Here is a 15992-nt window from a genome sequence, read left to right as displayed (position 1 = left end):
TTATATGTTACTTGAAATTTCGATTAAAAATTTTGCTATCATCGAATCAATTTCTCTGAATTTTGAAAAAGGGATGACAGTTTTAACTGGTGAAACAGGTGCAGGTAAGTCAATCATCATCGACGCTATGAATATGATGTTAGGAGCCAGAGCTACAACAGAAGTTATTCGTCATGGGGCTCCAAAAGCAGAAATTGAAGGTCTTTTTTCAATTGAAAGTAATCGCGCGCTAGAAGAAATTTTTGATGAACAAGGATTAGAATTGAGTGATGAAATCATTATTCGTCGCGAAATTTTACAAAACGGCCGTAGCATCAGTCGTGTCAATGGACAGATGGTTAATCTTTCAGTATTAAGGACAATTGGTCAACAGCTAGTTGATATTCATGGTCAACATGACCAAGAAGAATTAATGCGTCCTAATCGACACATCCAGATGTTGGATGAGTTTGGAGATACTTCTTTCTTTGAATTAAAAGAAGCCTATCAGATGAGCTTTGACAACTATCGTCGTATGCGCAAGCAAGTGCTTGACATCAAAAAAAATCAGCAAGAACATAAGGCGCGAATTGAGATGTTGGAATTTCAGATGGCTGAGATTGAAGCAGCTAATTTGAAAGCTGGTGAAGATGTTACCCTCAATCAAGAAAGAGACAGACTACTGAACCATAAACATATCGCTGATACTTTGACTAATGCATACAGTATGTTGGATAATGAAGAGTTTTCTAGTCTGGCAAATGTTCGTTCGGCTATGAACGATATGGAAAGTATTGAAGAGTTTGATCCAGAGTATCGTGAGATTTCAGGAACACTTTCTGAGTCTTATTATGTTTTAGAAGATATCACCAAGCGCTTGGAATCCATTATTGATGATTTAGATTTTGATGGTAATCGTCTGATGCAGGTTGAAAACCGACTAGATTTGATTCACACCATTACCCGTAAGTATGGTGGTAGTGTAGATGATGTCCTTGAATACTTTGCCAAGATTACAGACGAATACAATCTTCTAACAGGAAATAATTTATCTTCTGAAGATATGGAAATCGAACTCAAGAAACTTGAAAAAAATCTTGTGGATCTAGCAGGTCAAGTTGCTCAAGCTCGCCATAAAATAGCGAAGGACTTAGAAGCTGAAATCAAGCAAGAATTGCAAGGCCTATACATGGAAAAAGCTGAATTTCAAGTTCGTTTTAGTCAAGGAAAATTCAGTCGTGAAGGTAATGAGAGTGTTGAATTTTACATTTCAACCAACCCTGGAGAAGATTTTAAACCATTAGTAAAGGTGGCATCTGGTGGAGAGTTGTCTCGTTTGATGTTGGCTATCAAGTCCGCTTTTTCTCGTAAGGAAGGCAAGACCAGTATCGTTTTTGATGAGGTGGATACGGGAGTTTCAGGTCGTGTAGCTCAAGCCATCGCGCAAAAGATTCATAAAATTGGACAGTACGGACAAGTGTTGGCCATATCTCACCTTCCTCAAGTTATTGCTATCGCAGATTATCAGTTCTTTATTGAAAAGATTAGCAATGAACATTCAACGGTATCAACTGTTCGCTTGTTAACAGTTGAAGAAAGGATTGAAGAAGTCGCTAAGATGTTGGCTGGAGAGAATGTGACAGAAGCAGCATTGAATCAAGCGAGAGAATTATTACAAAGTAAGGAGAAATAAATGACAGACTATTATGTAATTGGTGATGTCCACGGAAAAGCTGGAATGTTAGAAGACTTACTTAAAACATGGGATGGCAAGACTCAATTACTCTTTCTTGGAGATTTGATTGATAGAGGAGAAGATAGCCGCCATGTTCTTGAAATGGTCAAGGATTTGGTTGATAACCAAGGAGCTATCTGCTTATCAGGGAACCACGAGTATATGTTTTTAACATGGTTAGACAATCCAGAAGAGAGTTACGATCACTACCGAAGAAATGGTGGGGATACAACCATTAATTCCATTTTAGGCCGTCCACTAGATGCACCAGTAGATGGAGTAGCAGATGCTAAACGAGTTGAGACAGAAGCAGCAGACTTAGTGGAGTTTATCCGTCAAATGCCTTTTGTCATTGAAACGGATAAGTATATCTTTGTTCATGCAGGTATTGATTTGACTTTGGATGATTGGCATGAAACGACAGATTACAAGAAAGTTTGGCTCAGAAAACCATTTCACGAAGCACCTAATCATACAGGGAAAACCATTGTCTTTGGACATACTCCTGTTTATGGTTTGTTGGATCAAAAACCTGGCACATCTGAACTCTGGATAACAGAAGACGGTAAAATTGGAATGGATGGAGGGGCTGTCTACGGCGGTGTTCTTCATGGGATTGTCTTTACCGACCAAGGCATGACAGAACATTACTTCATTGAAAATGATGGCTTTTTTGCTGAAGATTAGTACTCCTAACAGGGTATGGTCTTGTCAAAATGTTAAAAACAATTTATAATTAATAGATACCCTGAAAGGAAGAGAATGATGAACTTAGAAGAATTGAAAAAACGACAGGAGAAGATTCGTAACTTCTCTATTATCGCCCATATTGACCATGGAAAGTCAACACTAGCAGACCGTATTTTGGAAAAGACAGAGACAGTTTCCAGTCGTGAAATGCAAGCCCAACTTCTTGATAGTATGGATTTAGAGCGTGAGCGTGGAATTACGATCAAGCTTAATGCTATCGAGCTTAATTATACGGCTAAAGATGGTGAGACTTATATCTTCCACTTGATTGACACACCAGGACACGTGGACTTCACTTATGAGGTATCACGTTCTCTAGCTGCTTGTGAGGGTGCTATCTTAGTAGTCGATGCCGCACAAGGGATTGAGGCTCAAACCCTGGCAAACGTCTATCTTGCTTTGGATAATGATTTGGAAATCCTCCCAGTTATCAATAAAATTGACCTACCAGCAGCGGATCCAGAGCGCGTGCGTACAGAAATCGAAGATGTCATTGGTCTAGACGCTAGCGAAGCAGTATTGGCTTCAGCCAAGGCGGGTATCGGTATCGAAGAAATTCTCGAGCAAATTGTCGAAAAAGTACCAGCCCCAATTGGTGACGTGTCAGCACCATTGAAAGCCTTGATTTTCGACTCAGTATACGACGCCTACCGTGGAGTTATCCTCCAAGTTCGTGTCATGGATGGGGTGGTCAAACCGGGTGACAAGATTCAGCTCATGAGCAATGGTAAGACCTTCGATGTTACTGAAGTCGGAATCTTCACACCTAAAGCTGTAGGACGTGATTTTCTTGCGACAGGTGATGTTGGTTATATCGCGGCATCTATCAAGACAGTTCAGGACACACGTGTCGGTGATACCGTTACCTTGGCGGCAAACCCTGCTTCAGAACCCCTATCTGGATACAAGCAGATGAATCCGATGGTTTTCGCAGGTCTCTATCCAATCGAGTCAAATAAATACAACGATCTTCGTGAAGCTCTTGAAAAATTGCAACTAAATGATGCTAGCTTGCAGTTCGAACCAGAAACATCCCAGGCTCTTGGATTTGGTTTCCGTTGTGGTTTCCTTGGACTTCTTCATATGGATGTTATTCAGGAACGTTTGGAACGTGAGTTTAATATTGACCTCATCATGACGGCTCCGTCTGTTATTTACAAGGTTAATCAGACTGATGGGGAGTCTATGGATGTGTCTAACCCATCCGAGTTCCCAGATCCTACAAAGATTGCGACCATTGAAGAACCTTATGTCAAGGCGCAAATCATGGTACCGCAGGAATTCGTTGGAGCAGTTATGGAGCTAGCTCAGCGCAAACGTGGTGACTTTGTGACCATGGATTATATTGATGACAGTCGTGTCAATGTTATCTATCAAATCCCACTAGCTGAGATTGTCTTTGACTTCTTTGATAAGCTCAAATCTTCAACACGCGGTTATGCAAGCTTTGACTATGAATTGTCAGAGTATCGTCCATCTAAGTTGGTTAAAATGGATATCCTTCTTAATGGTGATAAGGTGGATGCTCTCAGCTTTATCGTTCACAAAGACTTTGCCTACGAACGTGGGAAACTCATTGTTGATAAGCTTAAGAAAATCATTCCTCGTCAACAATTTGAGGTTCCAATTCAGGCAGCTATTGGACACAAGATTGTCGCGCGTACAGATATTAAAGCCCTTCGTAAGAACGTTCTTGCCAAGTGTTATGGTGGTGACGTTTCACGTAAACGTAAACTTCTTGAAAAACAAAAAGCTGGTAAGAAACGTATGAAAGCTATCGGATCAGTAGAAGTTCCACAAGAAGCCTTCCTTAGCGTATTGAGCATGGATGAAGAATAGTTGAGATCTCAAGAAAAAATAAGATAAATATAAAATAATGATTTTTTAAGAGGCTGGGTAAAAAGTCAATTTTCTTCGAAAATGAAAAAATATAACGCATAGTATCAAGGTTTTCAACACCTGATATTATGGTTTTTTCTGATTTTAAAGATTTTTTGCCCAGCCTCTTTTCTTAATGTTTGACAAACGCGCCAACCTCAAGTATAGCAGATTGAACTTGGAATAGCACACTACAGATTCTAAAACATTTTTAGAAATTGATTTGACTTTCCTAATCTCTTTGTTCATATCTTATTTCAATCAACTATACAAGTTTGGGAATCGACATTTCTGGGCGGAAGGATATTATGTACTTAATGAAGCCACAATTAAGAAATATATTCAAGATTAAAGAAATTATCCAGTGGATGATTTCATCACGAGTATGAAAATTTGAGAACGAGTAAAGATGATATAGCACTAGATAAATTAAGTGTAAAAGAATATGAGGATCTCTTTAGAGAAAGTGGTAAGTAATACTCAAGCGTCTTTAAGAGGCAAGTGACGAGTCAAGAACGAAGCCAGCGTCTTTAGGCGCTGGCTGGTAATTTGGGCTTATAGCGTTCTGGTGCAAACCAGCCGTTAGATGGGGGTTATGTTTTTTTGATTTTTTCAATTTTTATTCTACAATAAAATTATATGAAGAGAAGGCGGTAACAATATGCTTAATGCGAAAATTTTTTATATATTTTTATGTTTGATCGTTATCGAAACTACAGGCTTGTTGTTGTTGAAAAGAGGTCTCGAAATGGGTTATTTAGACACAGAAGCTATTATCCTCGCAGTTTTTTCATTTGCTTTTTACAACCTATGTTCATTCGCTTGGGTCTGCTCTACAATAAAAAAAAATAAAAAATAAATAGACGTATTTTTAGTCAGAACCTCTCAAAAAACGCATTTTCTTGCACCTGCTCCGTAAATGTGTTATACGAATTCTGCAAAAAAGTGATAGTTTTCTAAGCCAGGAGTAATGGAAAAGCCCAAGCAGTGCGAATGCTGAGGCTTTTTTTACGTGGTTGCGAATCACGTCCGGGCCAATGGCACTTAATCATCGCCTTTCTTATCTAGCCAGACGGAAGAAACTCAAATAGCTGGATCTGATGATTATGGATATATGAAAATTCCTCAATCATGGGTTCATTTCAAAGAAATTGAAGGTGGAGATGACATTCAGTACTGTGATGGAACGGATGTCAACATTGTAACTCTCAATACCTTTAAACCTGAGCAGTTTGGTATTAGTGAAAGCGAATACGCAGCGCTAGAAACTGTTCAAATTTCAACTAGCATTTATGAATCTAAACAGAAAAGTCAAGATTTCTCCAAGGTATGGGGGTCAAAATCAACTATCGGTGGCTATGAGGCTTACGTAGTAAACTGTATTGCTAAAAATGGTAAATATTTAATTATCTGGGTTTTTAAATCCGATGATGGTAAGTTTAGATATGTTTCTCTTGAAGGTGTTCCAGAGGTATTAAAAAATCTCCTTCCAATGGTGGAAGAAAGTTGGATCAATAAAAAGAGTTAAAATTGTGAAAACAGGATTCATTCCTGTTTTTTGTTTTACTTATCAAGAAATTTATAAAAAATATGTTTGAAATTAGCAAATGTTTAAAACGTAAACAAAAAAAATAAAAATCAAACAAAATACAACAAAAAAGATTGACAACGGTTTCATATAGTGTTATACTTGTACCATAAAAGTTGAATATGAAGGGAGAAGGTCATGGGATTAGATCATTTCTTTGACAAAGACTTAGTCTTTTGCTTAGAAGCAGATAATCAAGAGCAACTTTTCGATCAAGTTGCAACCCTACTGGAAGAAAAGAAAGTTGTTACAGAGACCTATCGATCGGCCTTGATTGAACGTGAAAAATCGTTCCCAACTGGTTTGGATATGGAGTTTTTAGGGAAGGATTTGCCTAATGTAGCTATCCCTCATACTGATATAATTCATAATCTAACTGAAAATGTTGTCGTGGTTCGTCTAGAAAAACCAGTAACATTCCACAATATGATCGCTCCTGATAAGGAAGTAGAAGTTTCATTGTTGTTCTTTATCATCAACAATTCAAGTTCAAGTCAAACAAATATTCTTGCGCAGTTGATGGACTTCTTTACAGGCAATGGTCATCTTGAAGCGCTGTCTAAGATTACGGAACCTGAAGCCTTGTTCCAATATATCTCAGAAGCGACTGCTTAATTTGTTAATAATTTTTATATAAAAACGGAGGAAATCCAAATGATTAAAATTCTTGCTGCTTGTGGTGCAGGTGTTAACTCAAGCCACCAAATTAAAAGTGCTCTTGAAGAAGAACTTTCTAACCGTGGGTACGATGTTCAATGTGATGCCGTTATGGTAAAAGATGTCAATGAAGACTTGATTAAAGGTTATGATATCTTCACACCAATCGCTGCTACAGATTTAGGTTTTGAACCAGGTATTCCAGTTGTTGAAGCAGGACCAATCTTGTTCCGTATTCCTGCTATGAGCGCTCCAGTCTATGACAATATTGAAGCAGCTATCAAAGAACATGGTCTAAGTTAATTATTAATTTGTAAATATTCCATAAAAAATAAAGGGAGGAACATTATGGATTTCATTATCAATCTGGCCAACGATTTCTTTAAACCTATCTTGGCTATGGGTGGCCCAATCATCATGCTGATCATTTTGACAGTATTGGCCTTGCTTTTCGGAGTGAAATTCTCCAAAGCACTTGAAGGTGGTATTAAACTTGCCATCGCTCTTACAGGTATCGGTGCGATCATCGGAATGCTTAATGGAGCTTTCTCAGCTTCTCTTGCAAAATTCGTTGAAAATACTGGTATTCAATTGAACATCACCGACGTTGGTTGGGCACCACTTGCTACAATCACTTGGGGTTCTGCCTGGACACTTTACTTCTTGCTTGTGATGTTGATTGTCAACATTGTAATGCTTGCAATGAAGAAAACTGATACACTTGACGTCGATATCTTTGATATCTGGCACTTGTCTATCACTGGTCTTTTGATTAAATGGTACGCTGACAACAATGGAGTTAGCCAAGGAGTTTCACTCTTCATCGCGACTGCAGCAGTTGTTCTTGTTGGGGTTCTTAAAATCATCAACTCTGACTTGATGAAACCAACATTTGATGACCTTCTTAACGCACCAAGTTCATCACCAATGACTTCAACTCACATGAACTACATGATGAACCCAGTTATCATGGTTTTGGATAAGATTTTTGATAAACTCTTCCCAGGTCTTGATAAATTTGACTTTGACGCTGCTAAATTGAACAAGAGAATCGGTTTCTGGGGATCTAAATTCTTCATCGGATTCATCCTTGGTATCGTTATCGGTTTGATGGGAACTCCACATCCAGTTGCTGGAGTAGAAGATGCATCTTCATGGGAACTTGTTATTAAAGGTTGGTTGTCACTTGGTTTGACTGCCGGTGTCTGCTTGGAGCTCTTCTCATTGATCGGTTCATGGTTCATCGCAGCCGTAGAACCACTTTCACAAGGTATTACAAACGTTGCTACTAAACGTCTTCAAGGACGTAAATTCAACATCGGTCTTGACTGGCCATTTATCGCTGGTCGTGCTGAAATCTGGGCTTGTGCCAACGTACTTGCACCAATCATGTTGGTTGAAGCTGTGCTTCTTTCAAATGTCGGAAATGGTATCTTGCCACTTGCTGGTATCATCGCAATGGGTGTAACTCCAGCTCTCTTGGTAGTTACTCGTGGTAAATTGCTCCGTATGATTATCTTCGGAACACTCTTGTTGCCACTCTTCCTTCTTTCAGGTACACTTATCGCACCATTTGCAACAGAACTTGCTAAAGGTGTAGGTGCCTTCCCAGAAGGTGTAAGCCAAACTCAATTGATTACTCACTCAACTCTTGAAGGACCAATCGAAAAACTATTTGGTTGGGCAATTGGTAACGCTACAACTGGTGATATCAAAGCTATCCTTGGCGCATTAGTATTCCTAGTATTCTACGTTGGTATCTTTGCATGGTACAGAAAACAAATGATCAAACGTAATGAAGAATACGCAGCAAATGCAAAATAATTCGCTCCTAAAAATGTAAATTGTAAAAACTAGGTTGTCAGTTTCCAAATCTGGAGTCGACAGTCTAGTTTTTTTAGGCCTTAAATAAATGGAGGTAATTCTAATGATTGAATTAAAAACAGAACAGTTAAGTGTACAGTTTCAAACTTTTGGTGGTGCACTTTCTTCAATAAAAGACAAAGATGGAATTGAGTATTTGTGGCAAGGAGATCCAACTTACTGGAGTGGACAAGCACCGGTTCTATTTCCAATTTGTGGATCTGTTAGAAATGATACTGTCTTGTATGAGCAAGAAGATGGTAGTCAAGTTGCAGGAAAAATTCCTCGTCATGGCTTGGTTCGAAAAAAAGAATTTGAATTAGTAGAACAAACAGAGAATTCTGTCACCTTTGCTATCGAAGATGACCAAGACATGTATGAGAATTATCCCTATCATTTTCGACTAGAAATAACTTATACAGTTACTGGAAAGACTATTCGAACACAGTATCAAGTTACCAATAAGGAAACAGATAAGAAAATGCCATATTTTATTGGTGGACATCCAGGCTTTAACTGTCCTTTATTTGATGATGAAGCTTATGAAGACTACTATCTTGAATTTGAAATGCCAGAAACTTGTACAGTTCCTAAACCATTCCCAGAAACAGGGATGTTAGATTTTCAAAATAGAAGTAGCTGGTTAAAAGACCAAAAAGAATTGGATCTAAACTATGATTTCTTTAGCTATGATGCTGTGACTTTAGATGAATTAACCTCTCGCTCTGTTTCCTTACGGTCACGTAAGCATGATAAGGGATTAAAACTGGACTTTGAAGAGTTTCCAAACCTCATCGTTTGGTCAACGCTTAATAAAGGTCCTTTCCTTGCTCTGGAACCTTGGTCAGGTTTGTCAACTTCACTCGAAGAGGGAGATCATCTAGAAGATAAGAAAAATGTTCGAATCTTAAATCCAGGTCAAAGTGATCAAATTGGTTTTGATATAGAAGTTTTCTAAAAAATAAACAAAAACAAACATAAACTGTTGACTTTTTTAAACAATAGTAGTATATTATGTTTAGAAAGAACAATTTGTGTTTGTTTTGACAAGTTATTCTTCCAATTTCTCCAAGGAGAAGTTACTAAGAGTGAATAGATGATTCATTCTTAATCTAAAATAGTCAACAAAACTACTAGTAACTATTTGGTGATGGTCATTTTCTTTCCAGAACCAAAAATATTTACTGGTCTATTATAAAAAAGGAGTATACAATATGTCTATTGTTATTGGTGCAGATGCTGCAGGTTTGAGATTGAAAGAAGTCGTTAAAGATTTCTTGGAAAAAGAAAACTTCCACGTTGTGGATGTTACAGCTGAAGGTCAAGACTTCGTTGATGTAACTCTTGCAGTTGCTGAAGAAGTTAAAAAAGAAGAACAAAACCTTGGTATTGTCATTGATGCTTATGGTGCAGGTCCATTTATGGTTGCAACTAAAATCAAAGGAATGGTTGCTGCAGAAGTATCTGACGAACGTTCAGCTTATATGACTCGTGGTCACAACAACTCACGTATGATTACTATGGGTGCTCAACTTGTTGGTGACGAATTGGCTAAGAACATCGCTAAAGGCTTTGTAAATGGTAAGTATGATGGCGGTCGTCACCAAATCAGGGTCGACATGTTGAACAAAATGTGCTAATACTCTTCAAAAATCAAGATAATCTGTCGTCAGCTCACTTTAGCTAACCTCAGTTATGCTCGCAGCTCGCTTCCTAAGCTAATCTTGATTTTTCTTGAGTAAGGATAAATGATATTAGATTTATATAATTAATCGGAGGGAATAACTAATGAGAATTGCAATTGGATGTGACCACATCGTAACAAATGAAAAAATGGCGGTTTCAGAATTTTTGAAATCAAAAGGACATGAAGTCATCGACTTTGGTACTTATGATCACGCTCGTACACACTACCCAATTTTTGGTAAAAAAGTTGGTGAAGCAGTAGTTAGTGGCCAAGCTGATCTTGGTGTATGTATCTGTGGTACTGGTGTAGGTATCAATAATGCTGTTAACAAGGTTCCAGGTGTTCGTTCTGCTTTGGTTCGTGATATGACAACAGCACTTTATGCAAAAGAACAATTGAATGCCAACGTTATCGGATTTGGTGGTAAAATCACTGGTGAGTTGCTCATGTGTGATATCATTGAAGCTTTCATCAATGCTGAATACAAACCATCTGAAGAAAACAAAAAATTGATCGCTAAAATCCAACACGTTGAAACTCATAACGACCATCAAACTGATGCCAATTTCTTTACAGAATTCCTTGAAAAATGGGATCGCGGTGAATACCACGACTAAGAGGTGACTTATGATTTTAACAGTCACAATGAACCCATCCATTGATATTTCCTATCCTTTGGATGAATTGAAAATTGACACTGTCAACCGTGTTGTCGATGTTACGAAAACAGCGGGTGGTAAAGGTCTCAATGTTACACGAGTTCTATCAGAATTTGGTGATTCTGTAGTCGCAACAGGACTTGTCGGTGGTAAACTAGGTGATTTTTTAGTAGAAAATATTGATGATAAAGTAAGCAAACGTTTCTTTTCTATCCAAGGGGAAACTCGTAATTGTATCGCAATTCTACATGGAGAAAATCAAACAGAAATCCTAGAAAAAGGTCCTGAAGTTCAAGAAAAAGAAGGACAAGATTTCTTGGCTCATTTCAAGGAACTTTTAGAAACTGTAGAGGTAGTAGCCATTTCAGGTAGTCTACCAGCAGGACTTCCTGTTGACTATTATGCTAGTCTAGTTGAACTTGCTAACCAAGCTGGTAAACCTGTTGTCTTGGACTGTTCAGGAGCTGCACTTCAGGCGGTTCTTGAATCTCCACATAAACCAACAGTCATCAAACCAAATAATGAAGAATTGTCTCAACTTTTAGGAAGAGAAATTTCTAAAGACTTGGATGAATTAAAAGAGGTTCTTGAAGAGCCCCTATTTGAAGGAATCGAGTGGATCATCGTTTCCCTAGGTGCCAATGGGGCCTTTGCAAAACACGGGGACACTTTCTATAAAGTAAATATTCCAAGAATCCAGGTTGTAAACCCAGTTGGATCTGGTGATTCAACAGTTGCAGGTATTGCTTCAGGATTGTCCCATAAAGAATCTGATCAAGACTTGCTTAAAAAAGCCAATGTTCTTGGTATGTTAAATGCTCAAGAAAAAATGACTGGTCATGTAAATATGTCCAATTATCAAACACTATTTAATCAATTAACAGTAAAAGAGGTATAAAATGGTTTTATCAACACAAAAACGTGCGTATTTAGAAAAACTTTCTGACAAAAACGGTATTATTTCAGCTCTTGCTTTTGACCAACGTGGAGCTTTGAAACGTTTGATGGCTCAATATCAAGATGAAGCACCAACAGTTGCACAAATGGAAGAATTGAAAGTTTTGGTAGCTGATGAATTGACGAAATATGCTTCATCTATGCTTCTTGACCCTGAATACGGACTACCTGCAACTAAAGCTTTGGATAAAGAAGCTGGTCTTCTCCTTGCTTATGAAAAAACAGGATATGATACTTCAAGCACAAAACGTTTGCCTGACTGCTTGGATGTTTGGTCTGCAAAACGTATCAAAGAACAAGGTGCTGATGCAGTTAAATTCTTGCTTTACTATGATGTAGATAGTTCAGATGAATTGAACCAACAAAAACAAGCTTACATCGAACGCGTAGGTTCTGAATGTGTTGCTGAAGATATCCCATTCTTCTTGGAAATCTTGGCTTACGATGAAAAAATTGCGGACGCAGGTTCTGTAGAATACGCTAAAGTAAAACCTCGTAAAGTTATTGAAGCTATGAAAGTATTCTCTGATCCACGTTTCAACATCGATGTATTGAAAGTTGAAGTTCCAGTAAATGTGAAATACGTTGAAGGATTTGGTGACGGCGAAGTTGTTTACAGTCGTGAAGAAGCAGCTGCTTTCTTCAAAGCGCAAGACGAAGCAACTAACCTTCCATACATCTACTTGAGTGCAGGTGTATCCGCTAAACTCTTCCAAGAAACACTTGTCTTTGCTCATGATTCAGGTGCTCGTTTCAATGGCGTACTTTGTGGACGTGCTACTTGGGCTGGTTCAGTAGAGCCTTACATCAAAGAAGGTGAAGCAGCAGCTCGCGAATGGCTTCGTACAACTGGTTTTGAAAATATCGATGAACTTAACAAGGTTCTTCAAACAACAGCTACTTCATGGACTGAACGTGTCTAAATTTTCCCCCTTTTATGTCCTAAAACCTAGCTAAAAAACTTTTAAAAAAGTTGTATGTAAAGGTTTACAAAATAAAAATCTTGTGCTATACTTAAGTCACAAGTTAATACAAAGTGAGTGTTACTAAGTAATATTAGGCATGATCACAGATGACTCAGAGCTATATTTTCTGAGTTCATTTGTGGTCATTTTTTATGCTCACAAAACTTAAATAATAGGGCAAGGAGGTTGCCATGTATCGGATATTAAATCCAATGAACAACAATGTTTCTCTCGTGCGGAATAGCAAGGGAGAGGAGTTGATCGTAATTGGTAAGGGTATTTCGTTCGGTAAGAAGAAGGGAGATTTGATTTCTGAGGATCAGGTTGAAAAAGTTTTTCGGATGAAAACAGAAGAGTCGCGAGAAAATTTTATGGCTCTTCTCAAGGATGTACCGCTTGATTTTATTACGGTCACTTATGAGATTATTGATAATCTTTCTAAAAAATATCAATATCCTGTCCAAGAGTATCTATACGTCACTCTGACAGACCATATCTATTGTTCTTATCAGGCTATTAGCCAAGGACGCTATAAGGATAGTAACTTGCCTGACATTTCAGCTAAATATCCTATCGCTTTTCAAATTGCACAAGAAGCTTTTGAAATTTATCGTCAAAAACTGACAGAAAATTTTCCTGAAGACGAAATCATTCGTATCGCTTATCATTTCATCAACGCTGAAGGTGAGAATGAAGTCGAAGTTGTTGAGTCGATTGATAAGAGAAAAGAAATTTTAAAGAGGGTCGAAAGCGTTTTGAAGAGTTATAAAATCCAGCGAACACCTGAAAATAATAATTTCTACGACCGCTTTATGATTCATCTAAATTATTTTTTGGATTATCTGGATCGTAGTCGCGATGATAATCAATCCTTGCTTGATATGGAAGAACATATAAAGAATACCTATCCAGAAGCATTCGAGATTGGTAGTAAAATTTATGAGGTCATTGCTCAGGAAACTAGTCTTGACCTCTACAAGAGTGAACGAGTTTATCTTGTTCTACACATCCAACGTTTATTGTCATAACGCTTTACTAAAAAATATATAAGGAGAATTCTATCATGAATAGAGAAGAAGTAACATTGTTAGGTTTTGAAATCGTTGCCTATGCAGGTGATGCTCGTTCAAAATTATTGGAAGCTTTGAAGGCTGCTGAAGCTGGTGATTTTGATAAAGCAGACGCTTTAGTTGAAGAAGCTAATGCTTGCATTGCAGATGCTCACCATGCTCAAACAAGCCTATTGACTAAAGAGGCTGCGGGTGAGGATATTGCCTATAGTATCACTATGATACATGGGCAAGATCACTTGATGACAACAATCTTGCTAAAAGATTTAATGCATCACTTAATCGAACTTTACAAACGGGGAGTTAAATAATGAATAAATTAATCGCTTTTATCGAGAAAGGGAAGCCTTTCTTTGAGAAACTGTCACGTAACATCTATTTGCGTGCTATTCGTGATGGTTTCATCGCTGGAATGCCAGTTATCCTTTTCTCAAGTATCTTTATCTTGATTGCTTTTGTACCAAACTCATGGGGTTTCAAATGGTCTGACGAAACTGTTGCCTTTCTTATGAAACCTTACAGCTATTCAATGGGGATTCTAGCTGTCTTGGTTGCTGGTACAACTGCAAAATCGTTAACAGACTCTGTAAACCGTAGCATGGAAAAAACAAATCAAATCAACTACATGTCAACACTATTGGCAGCTATTGTTGGTTTGTTGATGTTAGCAGCTGACCCTATTGAGAACGGTTTTGCTACTGGATTCTTAGGAACTAAAGGTTTGCTCTCAGCCTTTCTTGCTGCATTTGTAACAGTAAGCATCTATAAAGTCTGTGTGAAAAACAATGTGACAATTCGCATGCCTGACGAAGTTCCACCGAATATTTCACAAGTCTTTAAAGACGTTATTCCTTTCACACTTTCAGTTGTTTCTCTTTATGCTCTAGACTTACTTGCACGCCATTTTGTTGGTGCAAGTGTTGCAGAATCAATTGGTAAATTCTTTGCACCACTCTTCTCTGCTGCTGATGGTTACCTTGGAATAACAATCATCTTTGGTGCCTTCGCCTTCTTCTGGTTCGTAGGGATCCACGGTCCTTCAATCGTTGAACCAGCTATCGCAGCTATTACTTATGCAAATGCTGAAGTAAACTTGAACTTGATTCAACAAGGAATGCATGCTGATAAGATTCTTACTTCAGGTACCCAAATGTTTATCGTTACGATGGGTGGTACTGGTGCGACTCTTGTTGTTCCATTTATGTTCATGTGGTTAACAAAATCTAAACGTAACCGTGCAATCGGACGTGCATCTGTAGTTCCAACATTCTTTGGTGTTAACGAACCAATCTTGTTCGGTGCTCCATTGGTATTGAATCCAATCTTCTTCATTCCATTTATCTTTGCTCCAATTGCAAACGTTTGGATTTTCAAATTCTTTATCGAAACACTTGGAATGAACTCATTTACTGCTAACCTACCATGGACAACTCCAGCACCACTTGGTCTAGTCCTTGGTACTAACTTCCAACTTCTATCATTCATCCTTGCTGCATTACTCATTGTAGTGGACGTAGTCATTTACTACCCATTCCTTAAAGTTTATGATGAACAAATTCTTGAAGAAGAACGTTCTGGTAAATCAAACGATGAATTGAAAGAAAAAGTAGCAGCAAACTTTAATACAGCAAAAGCTGATGCCATCCTTGAAAAAGCTGGCGTTGAAGGTGCTCAAAACACAATTACTAAAGAAACTAACGTACTTGTACTTTGTGCAGGTGGTGGAACTAGTGGACTTCTTGCAAATGCTTTGAATAAAGCTGCTGCAGAATACAATGTTCCTGTGAAGGCCGCTGCAGGTGGTTACGGTGCTCACCGTGAAATGTTGCCAGAATTTGACCTTGTTATCCTTGCTCCTCAAGTAGCATCAAACTATGAGGACATGAAGGCTGAAACAGATAAACTTGGAATCAAATTGGCAAAAACAGAAGGTGCTCAATACATTAAATTGACTCGTGATGGGAAAGGTGCCCTTGCTTTTGTTCAGGCACAATTCGATTGATGACAGGGACTGTAAAACAGTCTCCTATCATCACGGAAATCGCTATGGCGAATTTCCTAATCGCCTTATTAATTCGTCGGTAAAAAAATATCGTTTTTACCTCCTCATGTCACAATTCGACTGACCTTGGGGACTGTAAAAGAGTCTCCGGATTATATATTTGTTTTCCCCCTTTATGTCACTATTTGGTGACTTTGTACAA

15 protein-coding genes and 2 pseudogenes are annotated in these 15992 nt (G+C 38.1%); all 17 read left to right on the top strand.

Annotated elements, in window-relative coordinates; all coding sequences use genetic code 11:
* The first annotated feature begins 4 nt into the window (after positions 1–4).
* The 17 genes and pseudogenes from recN (at position 5) to O3633_RS00985 (ending at position 15790) form a co-directional block, all read left to right on the top strand.
* The gene (gene recN / locus O3633_RS01065) at positions 5–1672 is read left to right on the top strand and encodes a DNA repair protein RecN (protein ID WP_371620080.1); all 1668 of its coding nucleotides are present in this window, start codon (positions 5–7) and stop codon (positions 1670–1672) included.
* Positions 1673–2401, top strand: coding sequence for a metallophosphoesterase family protein (locus O3633_RS01060; RefSeq protein ID WP_371620079.1), 729 nt, complete (start codon positions 1673–1675; stop codon positions 2399–2401).
* Positions 2402–2479: 78 nt separating this feature from the next.
* Entirely contained in the window at positions 2480–4303 is a 1824-nt protein-coding gene (lepA, locus tag O3633_RS01055) for a translation elongation factor 4 (protein WP_371620078.1), read from the top strand.
* 298 nt (positions 4304–4601) lie between these two features.
* Positions 4602–4819, top strand: a pseudogene (locus tag O3633_RS01050) (hypothetical protein); the annotation flags it as partial.
* A gap of 184 nt (positions 4820–5003) precedes the next feature.
* Positions 5004–5201, top strand: a complete 198-nt coding sequence (locus O3633_RS01045; RefSeq protein ID WP_074189455.1) for a hypothetical protein — start codon at positions 5004–5006, stop codon at positions 5199–5201.
* 213 nt (positions 5202–5414) lie between these two features.
* Positions 5415–5870, top strand: a pseudogene (locus O3633_RS01040) (hypothetical protein); the annotation flags it as partial.
* A 198-nt stretch (positions 5871–6068) separates the two neighbouring features.
* Positions 6069–6545 (top strand): PTS sugar transporter subunit IIA, encoded by a 477-nt coding sequence (locus O3633_RS01035; protein ID WP_049529554.1) that lies wholly within the window; start codon positions 6069–6071, stop codon positions 6543–6545.
* Between the two features lie 39 nt (positions 6546–6584).
* Positions 6585–6890, top strand: coding sequence for a PTS sugar transporter subunit IIB (locus tag O3633_RS01030; RefSeq protein ID WP_000590576.1), 306 nt, complete (start codon positions 6585–6587; stop codon positions 6888–6890).
* A gap of 45 nt (positions 6891–6935) precedes the next feature.
* Positions 6936–8411 carry a PTS galactitol transporter subunit IIC gene (locus O3633_RS01025; protein ID WP_049529555.1) on the top strand — a complete coding sequence of 492 codons (1476 nt, stop codon included), beginning with the start codon at positions 6936–6938 and terminating at the stop codon, positions 8409–8411.
* A gap of 103 nt (positions 8412–8514) precedes the next feature.
* Complete coding sequence (locus O3633_RS01020) at positions 8515–9408, top strand: aldose 1-epimerase family protein (protein WP_080982596.1); 894 nt, start codon at positions 8515–8517, stop codon at positions 9406–9408.
* Between the two features lie 256 nt (positions 9409–9664).
* Positions 9665–10090, top strand: a complete 426-nt coding sequence (gene lacA, locus O3633_RS01015; protein WP_000029280.1) for a galactose-6-phosphate isomerase subunit LacA — start codon at positions 9665–9667, stop codon at positions 10088–10090.
* 148 nt (positions 10091–10238) lie between these two features.
* On the top strand, positions 10239–10754 hold the full coding sequence (gene lacB / locus O3633_RS01010) for a galactose-6-phosphate isomerase subunit LacB (protein ID WP_001216925.1): 516 nt from the start codon (positions 10239–10241) through the stop codon (positions 10752–10754).
* Positions 10755–10764: 10 nt separating this feature from the next.
* A complete protein-coding gene (locus tag O3633_RS01005; protein ID WP_049529556.1) occupies positions 10765–11694 on the top strand; it encodes a tagatose-6-phosphate kinase in 930 nt (309 codons plus the stop codon).
* 1 nt (position 11695) lies between these two features.
* Positions 11696–12676: a tagatose-bisphosphate aldolase gene (lacD, locus tag O3633_RS01000; RefSeq protein WP_049529557.1), complete on the top strand. Its 981-nt coding sequence runs from the start codon at positions 11696–11698 to the stop codon at positions 12674–12676.
* A gap of 233 nt (positions 12677–12909) precedes the next feature.
* Positions 12910–13746, top strand: coding sequence for a PRD domain-containing protein (locus tag O3633_RS00995; protein ID WP_006147554.1), 837 nt, complete (start codon positions 12910–12912; stop codon positions 13744–13746).
* Between the two features lie 35 nt (positions 13747–13781).
* On the top strand, positions 13782–14099 hold the full coding sequence (locus tag O3633_RS00990; RefSeq protein WP_049529558.1) for a PTS lactose/cellobiose transporter subunit IIA: 318 nt from the start codon (positions 13782–13784) through the stop codon (positions 14097–14099).
* Complete coding sequence (locus O3633_RS00985) at positions 14099–15790, top strand: lactose-specific PTS transporter subunit EIIC (protein ID WP_371620077.1); 1692 nt, start codon at positions 14099–14101, stop codon at positions 15788–15790. The genes O3633_RS00990 and O3633_RS00985 overlap by 1 nt, the downstream gene beginning before the upstream one ends.
* The last annotated feature ends 202 nt before the right edge of the window (positions 15791–15992 follow it).

The organism is Streptococcus sp. 27098_8_22 (assembly GCF_041432415.1).
GTDB classification, from domain to species: Bacteria; Bacillota; Bacilli; order Lactobacillales; family Streptococcaceae; genus Streptococcus; species Streptococcus pseudopneumoniae_M.
The sequence above is the reverse complement of the archived record's forward strand: the minus strand, read 5'-3'. Positions and strand labels throughout refer to the sequence as shown.